We start from the raw sequence: 11,362 nt of genomic DNA, 5'->3' as shown, positions 1-11,362 counted from the left end.
TGGGAACGGGCGCGGCGACTGGCCGGGCAGACCGAGCCATGGTGCCACCTTCGATGCGGCGATTTCTTGACCGAAAACAATGATCGCAAGGGCCAAGCGGCTTATTTCCTCACCGTGCCGGGTAGGCGCAACTCGGTGTGGCCGAAGTCCATCATGGTCCAGCGGCCGCCCCAGTGCAGGCCCACCGTCTCGGCCGTTTCGCCGTACAGGCGGTAGCCGCGCATGGCCCAGGGGTCGCGCTCCGAGATCACCAGCTTGCCGTTGCGCAAAAAGGCGCAGTCGGCCGCCAGACCGAACTGGTGGTAGCTCTGGAAGGCCTTGGCGTTGGTGACGGCCGAACCGGCGGAGGCCAGCAGGTCCTGCCGCTGCGGGCTGCGGTAGCCCTCTAGGATCGCCATGTCGTAGCCATGGCTCTCCTTCATGATCTTAAACACCAGCAACAGGCGTTGGGCGAAGGCGGCGTCGAGCAGCTGCCAGTTGCGGTTGGCGCTGTCGAGCAGGGGCCGCACCTGCGCCACCTCGGCGGTGGTGAAGGCCAGCGGTGGCGGCGACAGCGGCGGCGCCAGCTGTTCGCCCTCCAACAAGGCCAGCACCTGGGGGTTGACGTCGTGCGCCGCGCCGTCGAAACCGCCCAGCATGCTGCCGTCGCTGACCAGCCAGGCCAGCAACGGCGGCACGGTCAGCAACACGCCGGCCGCCAACAGCAACAGGCAGCGGCGGCGCAGCCAGCGCAGCAGCCGCGCCGCGCCTTGGCGTGCGCCCTCGCGCGCGCCCTGCCCCGCAGCGGCGGCCCGCTGGCCGCCGGCCTGGTTCAACCGCTGCCAGCGCTGCTCCAAGCGGCGCCCCAGTTGCGCCAGCGACTGCGTCACCAGCGCGCGGCCGCCGTCGAACAACAACAGCCAGGCGCCGGCGCAGGCCAGCAGGAAAAATAGCAGCACGGAAAAGAGAAACATGGTGCGCTCCGTCAAAGCGGGCCGGACGCGCAGATCGGACACTTGCTGTCAGCCCAGTCGAGATCGCTACATCGTAGACCTGCCAACAAATCGCATCGAAGGCTATATCAAAGTCAGGGAGGATATTTTGGACGCTTCGAATCAAAGGCCGAACCTGCTGTCGAAGGGCACGGTCGGCAACGGCAACACCGGCGGCCAGCGCATCCTGGCCAGCCTGGAGCATGGCGGCGCCATGCTGGCGCCGAACCGCCTAACCCGCTTGCAACTCAACGGTTGGACGCTGGCCCTGCTGGCCTTGTTGTTGATACTCAGCGTGCTGGCCTGGATGACCCACCGCGACGGCGCCCCGCCGCTGCGGCACGCGCTGCCGCTGAGCGCGCGCGCGCCCACCAACGACGGCGCGAGCACGCCGCCGCTCGCCGACCTGGTGAACAGAACGGCACCGGCGGCCATCATCAACGAGCCGGGCAGCACCCTGCCCGTGGCTAGGGGCAACGAGCGGAACTACGAACGGAGTAGTGAACGGAACAATGAGCCGGTGGTGGACATTGCGCGGCCGGACAAGCTGGTGGGCCGGCCTGCCAACAAAGCGGCAATGCCGGCTAGGCGCGCCGACTACATCGTGGCCAAGGCCGCCAACGCCGCCGACAACACCGGCAACGCGGCGCATAGCCCGACGGCCGCGTCGGCGGCCCGCACGTCGAAGGCAGGCGCTAGCAAGCCGACACCGGCGCCGTCCGGTATCGGCCGGAACCTGGCGGACAGCGCCGGCGCCCGCGACTACAGCCGGCCCCCGCCGCAGCTTAAAAAAGCCGCGACGCTGTCCTTCCAGCCGAGCACCGCCCTGGCCGCCGACACCGACGTCACGCTGCTGACGGCACTGGTGGCGCACGCCAGCCAGCCAACCATGGTGGTCGGCGAGAATAGCCGCGACGTGGTCGAGCGCAAGGACGGCGACGCCACCGCCGGCCTGCTGCAGCGCTGCAAGCAGTTGGGACAGATCGAGGGCATGCTGTGCCGCTCGCGCATCTGTTCCGGCCGTTGGGACAACGACCCGGCCTGCCGCGCGCCCAGCCACTAGGGCCGGCCGCCAGCATCGTCGCGCCACCATCACTGCCGCAGCCATCCCACCACGGCCTCCGCCTGCGATGGCTGCGCCGGCTGCGCCCACGCGCAGGCTACTGGATCGCCAACTGCTTGCCGCCGCCGCCGCTGCGTTTCGGCAGCGTCAGGTGCAACACGCCGTTCTCGTAGCGCGCCTGGGCCTGCTCGTCGTCGACCTCCTGCGGCAGCGTGAAACTGCGCTGCATTTGGCCGTAGTAGCGCTCGCTGCGCAGGCTGCCGCCCTCGTTCTCGCTCTTTTCCTGCTTGATCTCGGCCGACAGCGACACCTGATTGCCGTTGATCGCCACCTTGATGTCTTCCTTGTTGACGCCGGGGATCTCGGCCTTCACCAGATACTCCTGCTCGTTCTCGTTGACGTCCATGCGCAACCGTGGCGCCACCTCCATGCCGCCACGGAAGGCGGCGGGCGAGAAATCGCGGAACAGTTCGTCTATGTCGCGGAACGGATCGAAGCGCGTCAAATCGCGAAACGGGTCAAATCGCATCAGATTGTTTGCCATCATTCCTCCCTTGTGGTGCCTGAGCACCTGCTGACGGGATCCGGTGCGCACCAGACGACACGCGCCCTCCCGACCTCCATCATAAAAGTCGGTCCCGCCGCAGGCATGACGCACATCAAACCCGCCGCAGCGCTCCTTTCATCCCGCGCAAGGCGGTCTGTCGCCAAGCTTCGCCACCGTCGCGCCCAGACGCAAAAAAGCCCAACCGGATTAGGATTGGGCTTTCTATGTGTTCTGGCTCCCCGACCTGGACTCGAACCAGGAACCTGCGGATTAACAGTCCGTCGCTCTACCAACTGAGCTATCAGGGAAAAGAGGCCGCATTATATACGGCGAAATTTCCGCTGTCCAGCTCACCTGCGGGGATTTTTAGCGGAGCCGCAAAACACGGCGCCGCCGCCCCGACCGCTACATGCCCAGCGACTTGAGCAGCTCGTCGTTGTCGTCCGCAGCCATCGCCGGCGGCGAGCTTTCCGCGTCCATGTTGGCGCGCTCCTTGTCCATCAGCGTGTCCGGGTCGGTCTCCTCGTTGGGGTCGAAGTCGTACAGGCGCACGAACTCGGTGCGGTCGATCGCCAGCTCGAGGTAGAAGATGTTGCTCTTCTCCGTGTAGAAGGAGACGCGGCGCATCTCCGGCCGGTCCAGCGGCGTGTCGACGCTGAGCATCACCTGCTTGGTCAGCACCAGCATCTTCGGCTGGTTCTGCGTGATGTTGGTCTGCAGCTCGCGGCGCACCTTGCCGGTGAAGTCGCCGACGATCTGGTTCATCAACTCGCCGAGGATGTTGGACACCTCGTCCGAGGTGTGCGAGCTGGCCAGCTCGGACTTCGGCATGCCCATGTGCAGCATGTAGCGCTCGTAGATCTCCATCGCCGTGTCGGCGGCGAAGTTGAGCACCACCAGGCCGGTGAAGCCGCCGTCGAACAGCACGAAACAGCCGATGTCCGGCTTCAAACCAACCTTGGTGATGCGCTGGACCATGGCAGAGTAATAGACTTTGCTTTGCGTGGCGATACCCAGCACGCGTGTCACGGAGTTACACAGACTGGTCAGCAGGTCTTCCGTGCCGTACACAATACCCTTGTCGTTCATGGTCATGTTTTCCCCTAATTATTTTTGAAACCTACTTTTTATCCGTCAATGCCAGGCGGAACAGGGCCACCTGGCTGAGCAGGCGGCCGATCTCCTCGCGCCGCTGCGGCGCGCACGCCTCGCCGGCCGGCATGGCGGCGAGGCGGTCGCGCAGCTGATTGACCGCGCCCTCCAGCTCGCCCATGCGCCGCACGGCCAACGACGCCGACGGCGCCAGCGGCCGCCCGGCGGGCAATTCGGCCACCAACAGTTCTGTCTGTGGCGCCGCCTCGGTGATCTGCATGGCCTTTCCCCTTTGCTTGCCGGCGCGCCCGCGAAACGCGGTTCCGCCTCCCCCGGGGGAAGGCGGCGCTCGCACGGCCGAATACCTAGAGAATACTGAACCGTGTATATCCCGTCCACCTGATTCATACATTCCGCAAGGAAATGTCGTTTTCCCAGTGGCGCACCAAATAAAAAACCCAGCCGGCGAGGGCTGGGTTTTTTTAGGCGGCGGGGGTCGCCGGCAAGGACTTAGAAGCCGCCCTTGAACTGCACACCCCACAGGCGCGGCTCGTTGACGAAGCCGGTGCGGTTGTTGAAGTCGATGGCGCCGGTCACCACTTGCTTGTTGGTGATGTTGCGGCCGTAGGCGGCCAGCTCATACTTGCCGTCCTGCCAGATGTAGCCGATCCGCACGCCGCCCTCGGTCAGCGGCTTGCCGGTGAACTCCTTCGACTCGTACAGGAAGAAGTTGACCTTGGTGCGGTAGGACCAGTCGGTGAACAGGAACAGCTCGCCGTTCTCCAGCGGGATCGAATAGCGCGCGGTGGCGTTGGCGATCCACTTCGGCGCGTTCGGCAGCGCGTTGCCGTTGAGCAGCATCTGGCCGTTGACGACCGGGTTGAGCGGCGTGCAGGTGCGGCACGCCGGCAGGCTCAGGCTCGGATCGCGGATCTCGGTGAAGTTGTAGCTGCCGCCGACGCTCATCTTCAGCTGGCTGGTGACGAAGCCTTCCAGATCCATCTCGGCGCCACGGCCCTTGGTCTTGGCGGCGTTGATCAGCTTGGTGACGTTGGACTGGCCGCCGACCACGGTCAGCTGCTGGTTCTTGATGTCGAAGTCGTACACGCTGAACGAGGCGCGGGCGCGGCGGTTGAACAGGTCGGCCTTGATGCCCGCCTCGTAGGAGGTGATGGTCTCGGCGTCGGCCACGGTGATGGCGACCTTGTCGTTGGCGGCGGCGATGCTCGGCGCGCGGAAGCCGGTGGCGACGCGGGCGTAGACGTTGACGTCCTTGTTGAGCTTGTAGACGGCGCTGACGTCCCAGTTGACCTTGGACTTGCTCTCGCCGACCGACTGCGGCGCGATCTGCACCACGTTGACCGCCTCGACGGTGGCGAAGCGCTTCTTGTCGTAGGTGTAGCGCAGGCCGCCGCGCAGCGAGAAGGCGTCGCTGACCGCGTAGTTGACCGAGCCGAAGGCGGCCCAGGCGGTGTTGACCTGCTGGCTCAGCAGGTGCGAGGTCTGGATGTTGCCCTTGGTGCTGTCGAAGCCGTCGGAACCGCCCTTGCCGTCCTCATGGAAGTAGTACAGGCCGCTCTGCCAGTTCAGCGGGCCGGCGTTCTTCGATTCGACGCGGAACTCCTGGCTCAGTTGCTTCAGGTCGGGCATGGTGGCGGCCGATTCCACCTGGAACGGCACGCCCGGCTGCACGCTGCCGCCGTCGATGTCGCCACGGCTTTCGTACTTGCCGACCGACTCGTAGCCGGTGATCGAGAACAGCTTGACCGCGTCCAGGTCCCAGCTCAGGCGCATGCTGGCGCCGTTGGTGCGCAGGTTCTGGTAGTTCAGGCCGTTGTTGGCGACCTTGCCGTTGTCGTAGCCGTCGACCAGGTCGTTGCTGCCGAACTTGATGATGTTGGCGCGGAACACGCGCGAGCTGCCGGTGGTGGTGCGCTGGTGCACATTGAACAGGGCGTTGAAGGCCGCGTTCGGCGCGTACAGGACCTGCACGCGCTCGGCGTGCTCGTTGTAGCCTTCCAGCGCGTCCTGCTTGCCGGTGGTGGTGTTGTCGACGAAGTTGTCGCGGTGCTGGCGCAGGGCCGACACGCGCAGCGCCCATTCCTTGCTCAGCGGCACGTTGACGGCGCCTTCGACGTTGGCGGTGTTGTAGGTCGCCCACGACAGGTTGTAGTAGCCCTCGACCTTTTTCAGGTTGGGCTTTTCCGATTCGAACTTGACCACGCCGGCCGGGGTGTTGCGGCCGAACAGGGTGCCCTGCGGGCCGCGCAGCACTTCGACGTTTTTCGTGTCGAACAGCGGGAAGCCTTTGAGGATGGGGTTTTCCTGCACCACGTCGTCATAGATCAGCGAGACGGGCTGCGAGGCGAAGATCGAGAAGTCGCTGTTGCCGTAGCCACGGATGTAGAAGCGCGGGAAGACGCGGCCGGTCGACGATTCCACGTTCAGGCTCGGCACTTTGCCGGCCAGCAGGCGGATGTCCTGGCCGCCGGACAGCAGCACGTCGAGCTTCTCATTGTTCAGCGACGACACCGACACCGGCACTTCGCGGATGTTCTCGGTGCGGCGCTGCGCCGTGACGGTGACGGTTTCCAGTTGCGGTGCGCTGGCTGGGACGCTTTGCGCCATGGCCGAGCCAATAGGCATCGCCGCACCCAGCGCCAGCAGGCGCTTGTGCATCTTGGACAGTTTGATCATTTACATTCCTCGGTTTAATAAAATTCGTACAAAGAGTGGTTCACAGTTGTCTCCTGCTTCCTCTTGTATGGACGCCGTCCAATCCGCCCGGTCTGGCCGGGGCGGCGGCGCAAGCGGGGGATCACCCCGCCCTCGGCAAAAACTGGGCGCGCCATGCGCCTCGCCTTGGCGGCGGTTCGCGTGAGGGAACTGGCCGGAATGGTGGCGGGCGCTGGTCTGGCCCGCATCTTGAAGATGTCTGGAATGTGCCGACTTGCAGAAAGGCGGTATTGTCTGGCATTGATAGTGGGTATAGCAAGACCAATATAGCCATGGCTGCGCCATATACAACAGTTTTCAGCTAAGCGAGCAGGAATCCCGCATATCGCGAGAAAATATCTTGCATTTCAAAAGGAAACAAGATTGAACTGCGACATCAACCATCCGTCGCAGGTGCCCCGCCCGGGCGCCGCAGACAGCGATTTCACCAACGCCTCGATATACGCGTTGCGGGCGGCTTGATGGATTTCCACGTCGCGCTGCAACTCCACAAGCTTATTGTCGATGACACGCACCATGTCGAAATTCCGGCGCGCCTCTTCGGACATGGCGGCAGCGCTGAACTCCGTGCCATTGATCGTAATTTTCCCGGGTGCGTTCATGCCAGCTCCAGTTTTTACAGGTGTAGGGGTTGCTTCGGATGGCGCGACGTAAGGCTGGGCCGTGCTCGCGTGCAGCAAGCTGCGGTTGATTTCATGGATAGCCATGACGAGTTTTGCGCCATGGCGCGGCGTGGCGTACCAGCGCTTGCCGCGGTATTCGCGGCAAGCCCGCAGCGCCATGACTCGCCCCTCTTCCGCCGTGCGCGGCAAGGTCGATTTCACTTCGCCCAATGCCTGCACAATGTACTGAAACAAGACGGCCGGCATCGGCTGGTCCGACAGCACTTCCTCGCTGGGCGCGAAGCGCCCCGCCCTGGTCATGCCAACCATATATTCCGTGCAGTCCATGATCGCCAGCACACCGTCCGCCGCGAGATGAATCAGCGGACAATACGGCGCAAACTCGGGCAGCACATGGTTCGGGTAGACGCGATGTTTCCAGTAACGCGAGGAAATCCGCGCGAAATGACGGTAATCGGCGACCGGGATCAGGCGCGCCTGCTCGAATGGCAGGATTTCCACCTTGGGCTTGGTGGGGGTCACCGTATCGTTGGAAACGTCCAGATACAAGGTGCCCAGCTGAAAGGCGTTCTGGAAAAATTCGCCACGCAGATCACCCCACACCAGCCGGAATGCGCCGCCAGCCTTGCGGAAGGCGGCAAATGCCGTACGGCCGGCAACGGCGGCATCCGACAGCCGCACTGCGGACACATCGACCTGCTCCAGCAGCCGCATCACCGCCAACGAGATTTCAAGACATTGGCCTAGAGGATACGCTTTCCCCAGCTTGACCGGCTGTGCGCGCTCCAACGTCAAGTCCACATGCAACCGGATTGCCAGAAAGAAAGCCTCAAGTTCTAGCAACGCAGGCAACAGGTGGCGCTCGCTGAGCACGGTCTGGCGTCCGAGATCGACAATGCGGGGCTCGAAAGGCAGCATGACGTCGGTGACGTTGAGAATAGAGTGCTTGGACAAATCCAGCCACTTTCGATATTTTGGCTCCCCGACCTGGACCCGAACCAGGGCACCGCGGATTCACGGAATGGGGCTCCAGTTTGCGGGTCAGTGTACGCGCGCCATCATCGTTACGACGATGCGACCGTTTGCCCGATCGCTCGAGGAGCGCAGAAGGTCCGATATCGCAATTGCCGCACCCGGCCGAATTCTGCCGCACCCGGTCAGAATAACACCTTGCCCAAACGAAAACCTCACATTTTGTCACGAATTTTACGAGGCCATACCAACTTCCAACAGCATCTCTGCGGCCCGCCATGCTGGAACATCCAGCCGCCAAACGCAAAAAGCCCAACCGGTGAAGGCTGGGCTTGTTGGTCTTGCTGTATTCTGGCTCCCCGACCTGGACTCGAACCAGGGGCCTGCGGATTAACAGTCCGTCGCTCTACCAACTGAGCTATCAGGGAAAAGTGCGCGAATTAACTATGCCGATCTCGCTTTGGGCGAGGCCGAGGCGGAAACCTCCCACCTGCTGCATGCCGGGCTTCGGCTCCCGGTGCTCATTAAAAAAGCCACGCTAAGCAACGTGGCTTTCGAAATTCTGGCTCCCCGACCTGGACTCGAACCAGGGACCTGCGGATTAACAGTCCGTCGCTCTACCAACTGAGCTATCAGGGAACAGAGGCAGCATTATAGCTGCTCAACGCGGATTTGGCTGCCCCGAATGGAAATTATTTCGCAAAAAATATTGTACGCATGAAAAACGTGCCGAGCGGAGCGGTCGGCGGCGCCGTGCGGCAGCGCGCGTCGCCCTCAGGCGCCGCCATGCCGCATGCTGCCGCCGGCCAAAACCGAACCGCTCCAGGCCGCCGGCGCGGGCGCGAGCGACTTGGAGCGCGCCGCGCCGGGCAGGTCGTCGTCCAGCATGCGCACCAGCGGCGCCAACAGCACCCGCTCGTCCGGCGCCGAGGTCTGCAGCGCCAGGTCGCGGGCGATATCGCGCAGCCGCCACTGTATCTCCCGCCCCGCCACCTCGCGCTCGAACAGCAGCATCTGGTCCGAGCCGGCGCCCAGGTCCGACTCCGGCCGCACATACACGTCCAGGCCGGTGCTGATGAAGGCGCGGCGGATGGTGCGCACCCGCTCCATCGTCTTATGTAATAGCTCCAGCATGCCGGGCGACTTCGCCGCCGCCCCCACCATCAAGCCCTCGCCAACGTCGAGGATGGCGGCGATGCGCCAGAACAGGTGCTCCACGCCCTCCCCGCCCTGCGCACGGACGGGATCGGCCGCCACGTCCGGGGCGGCCATGCGCAGCGCGCCCGAAATGGCCGACAACAGCTCGTGCGAGTATTCGCCGGGAATGATCTTCAACGCCAGCTCGGCCCGCTCCAGCGGATGGTCGGTCAACAGCAGGCCGGCGATCATCTCCGCCACCGCAACGGCCTGGCCCGGCGCGCTGATCTGGCCGCCGCCGATCTGCCGCGGATAGCCGCTGCCGTCGAAGCGCTCGTGGTGCTCGGCCACCGCCCGCCCGACCGCCGCCGGATAGCCGCCCAGCTCGTCGATCAACATCTGCCCGATGCGCGGATGCACGACGATGTGCGACCACTCGTGCGGCAGCAGCCGCTTGCCGCGCGCCAGGAAGGCGGGCGCGACGTACAGCTCGCCGATGTCGTGCAGCATGCCCGCCAGGCCGGCCACCATTTGATCCTGTTCGCCCAGGCCCAGCTTCTGCGCCATGCAGACGGACAGCAGGCTGACCAGCACGGCGTGCTCCAGCGCGTGGGCACCGTTGCGGTCGGCCACGGTCAACATCATCCGCAGGGCGTCGCTGAACTCCAGCCGGGCCAGTTGTGCCAGCACCGCCGCGCCGCCCTTGCCGCTGGCGCGCAGGATGTGGGCCAGCGAGGGACTGGTCTCGACGAGGCGGCCGGCGATGCCGGCGATGGCCCTCTGGTCGACGCCGCCGCTCACCCGCACGCAGCTTTCAAAGGGCTGCCGCAGCTTGTGCAGGATCAGCTTTTCTTGCAGCGCCCGGGTGACTTGGGCGCCCTTGGCCACCAGCTTCAAGCCGCGCACGTCGAGGATGTCGACGATCACCTCCACCGCCATGATTTCGGCCACCGCCATCACCTTGTCCAGGTAGTGGCGATTGACGGGGGCGGCGTGCAGAGCTGGCATGGGCTTCCTTCCGGGAACGGCGCGGGGCCGCGACTTGACTTCCGGAATGATAGCGGTGAAATTACCTCAATGAAATATTTATTACTACGTAGAAACTTTAACCACACTTACTGGCAAGTCCGTCGTTCCAGCGAAATACACCCGTTTTGTGCGTATTTTTGAGCTAGACTTGTAGATACAGTCGCCGTACGTCCCACGGCGAACTCAAACAAGCTTGCTTAGGAGTAGCAGCCATGTCGGATGGGATTGAAGCACCTGAAAAGACCCGCAATGCGCGGCTGGAAGCGCGCGTGCCAAGCGAGCAGAAAGCCCTCTTCCAGCGCGCCGCCGCGCTGGCCGGGCAGACGCTAAGCGAGTTCGTGATTGATAGCACGCATGAGGCGGCGGTCAAACTCATCCAAGAACACGAACTCATCCGTTTATCGAGGGAGGAGCAGATTGCCTTTGCGACGGCATTGCTCGACCCGCCGGAACCCGGTGCCCGCTTGCGCCAGGCGGTCGAAGGCTATCGCGAAAAAACGGGGCGATGATTGACTCTCATCTTGGCCCCTGATTACATTGTCCCTCTTCAGAAAGGACATGACCGCGACACCTTCGACTGCGGCAATGAAGAACTCAATCGCTATCTAAAACGGCAGGCGCGGCAGGACGCCGATAAGTTTGCGGCCACACCTTTCGTTCTGGTCGAAGCGGACACCTCCATCATAAGAGCCTATTACACGCTCTCATCTTCCCTCGCTCCCCTGGCAGAGCTGCCGGCGGAGCTAGTGAAAAAGCTCCCTCGATACCAGCACTTGCCCGTGACACTACTCGGCCGCCTTGCGCGCGACAAAACCATCCCAAATAAAGGCGTCGGTGAGTATCTATTGATCGACGCGCTACGCCGCAGCTTGGAAGGCGCCCAAGAAATCGCAGCGATGGCTGTCGTGGTCGACGCGAAAAACCCCGATGCGGAACGGTTCTACAGACACTTCAACTTTTTGCCGTTGCAGCGCACACCGCACCGCCTATTCTTGCCCATGCGGCAAATTGCCCAGCTCTTCGGCTAGCCTCCGCTGCGCGGGATGGCCGCAAAAGCAAAAAAAGGCCGCATCTTTCGATGCGGCCTTTTAAATTCTGGCTCCCCGACCTGGACTCGAACCAGGAGCCTGCGGATTAACAGTCCGTCGCTCTACCAACTGAGCTATCAGGGATTAGAGGCAACATTTTATAC

General features: G+C 63.6%; 10 protein-coding genes and 4 tRNA genes. 3 read left to right on the top strand and 11 right to left on the bottom strand.

The genetic code is table 11. The annotated features are described in order from the left end of the window. Window positions 1-101: 101 nt before the first annotated feature. Window positions 102-953, bottom strand: a complete 852-nt coding sequence (locus tag QC826_RS07555; RefSeq protein ID WP_279765043.1) for a M15 family metallopeptidase — start codon at window positions 951-953, stop codon at window positions 102-104. Window positions 954-1,080: 127 nt separating this feature from the next. Between QC826_RS07555 and QC826_RS07550 the strand changes: the two genes are divergently transcribed. Beyond that, a complete protein-coding gene (locus QC826_RS07550; protein ID WP_279765042.1) occupies window positions 1,081-2,034 on the top strand; it encodes a hypothetical protein in 954 nt (317 codons plus the stop codon). Between the two features lie 97 nt (window positions 2,035-2,131). Here the strand turns inward: QC826_RS07550 and QC826_RS07545 are convergent, their stop codons facing one another. The 9 genes from QC826_RS07545 to QC826_RS07505 all read right to left on the bottom strand — a co-directional run bounded on the left by QC826_RS07545 (window position 2,132) and on the right by QC826_RS07505 (window position 10,149). Further along, window positions 2,132-2,563: an Hsp20/alpha crystallin family protein gene (locus tag QC826_RS07545; protein ID WP_279765041.1), complete on the bottom strand. Its 432-nt coding sequence runs from the start codon at window positions 2,561-2,563 to the stop codon at window positions 2,132-2,134. 250 nt (window positions 2,564-2,813) lie between these two features. Next, window positions 2,814-2,889, bottom strand: a tRNA-Asn gene (locus QC826_RS07540). Between the two features lie 97 nt (window positions 2,890-2,986). After that, a complete protein-coding gene (locus QC826_RS07535) occupies window positions 2,987-3,676 on the bottom strand; it encodes a DUF3334 family protein (RefSeq protein ID WP_279765040.1) in 690 nt (229 codons plus the stop codon). Window positions 3,677-3,701: 25 nt separating this feature from the next. Then, on the bottom strand, window positions 3,702-3,953 hold the full coding sequence (locus tag QC826_RS07530; protein WP_279765039.1) for a hypothetical protein: 252 nt from the start codon (window positions 3,951-3,953) through the stop codon (window positions 3,702-3,704). Between the two features lie 230 nt (window positions 3,954-4,183). Beyond that, on the bottom strand, window positions 4,184-6,370 hold the full coding sequence (locus QC826_RS07525; RefSeq protein WP_279765038.1) for a TonB-dependent receptor: 2,187 nt from the start codon (window positions 6,368-6,370) through the stop codon (window positions 4,184-4,186). A 386-nt stretch (window positions 6,371-6,756) separates the two neighbouring features. Next, a complete protein-coding gene (locus QC826_RS07520; RefSeq protein WP_279765037.1) occupies window positions 6,757-7,986 on the bottom strand; it encodes a hypothetical protein in 1,230 nt (409 codons plus the stop codon). Between the two features lie 370 nt (window positions 7,987-8,356). Further along, window positions 8,357-8,432, bottom strand: a tRNA-Asn gene (locus QC826_RS07515). Window positions 8,433-8,567: 135 nt separating this feature from the next. After that, a tRNA-Asn gene (locus QC826_RS07510) sits at window positions 8,568-8,643 on the bottom strand. A gap of 135 nt (window positions 8,644-8,778) precedes the next feature. Then, the gene (locus tag QC826_RS07505) at window positions 8,779-10,149 is read right to left on the bottom strand and encodes an HD-GYP domain-containing protein (RefSeq protein ID WP_279765036.1); all 1,371 of its coding nucleotides are present in this window, start codon (window positions 10,147-10,149) and stop codon (window positions 8,779-8,781) included. Between the two features lie 233 nt (window positions 10,150-10,382). Here QC826_RS07505 and QC826_RS07500 point away from each other — a divergent pair, with 233 nt between their 5' ends. After that, window positions 10,383-10,679 (top strand): DUF1778 domain-containing protein, encoded by a 297-nt coding sequence (locus QC826_RS07500; RefSeq protein ID WP_279765035.1) that lies wholly within the window; start codon window positions 10,383-10,385, stop codon window positions 10,677-10,679. After that, on the top strand, window positions 10,680-11,198 hold the full coding sequence (locus tag QC826_RS07495) for an N-acetyltransferase (protein ID WP_279765034.1): 519 nt from the start codon (window positions 10,680-10,682) through the stop codon (window positions 11,196-11,198). 68 nt (window positions 11,199-11,266) lie between these two features. On the opposite strand, the gene QC826_RS07490 is transcribed toward QC826_RS07495, so the two are convergent. After that, window positions 11,267-11,342 (bottom strand) — tRNA-Asn (locus tag QC826_RS07490). Window positions 11,343-11,362 lie beyond the last annotated feature (20 nt).

Source organism: Rugamonas sp. DEMB1 (assembly GCF_029834475.1).
In the GTDB taxonomy this organism is placed as follows: Bacteria; Pseudomonadota; Gammaproteobacteria; order Burkholderiales; family Burkholderiaceae_D; genus Rugamonas; species Rugamonas rubra.
This window is presented reverse-complemented; position numbering and strand designations above follow the sequence as displayed.

Bases quoted from the DNA above. Each gene is read 5' to 3' on its own strand.
- QC826_RS07505 (WP_279765036.1), bottom strand. From the start codon at position 10,149: ATGCCAGCTCTGCACGCCGCCCCCGTCAATCGCCACTACCTGGACAAG.
- QC826_RS07545 (WP_279765041.1), bottom strand. From the start codon at position 2,563: ATGCGATTTGACCCGTTTCGCGATTTGACGCGCTTCGATCCGTTCCGC.
- QC826_RS07555 (WP_279765043.1), bottom strand. From the start codon at position 953: ATGTTTCTCTTTTCCGTGCTGCTATTTTTCCTGCTGGCCTGCGCCGGC.
- QC826_RS07535 (WP_279765040.1), bottom strand. From the start codon at position 3,676: ATGACCATGAACGACAAGGGTATTGTGTACGGCACGGAAGACCTGCTG.
- QC826_RS07525 (WP_279765038.1), bottom strand. From the start codon at position 6,370: ATGATCAAACTGTCCAAGATGCACAAGCGCCTGCTGGCGCTGGGTGCG.
- QC826_RS07530 (WP_279765039.1), bottom strand. From the start codon at position 3,953: ATGCAGATCACCGAGGCGGCGCCACAGACAGAACTGTTGGTGGCCGAA.
- QC826_RS07500 (WP_279765035.1), top strand. From the start codon at position 10,383: ATGTCGGATGGGATTGAAGCACCTGAAAAGACCCGCAATGCGCGGCTG.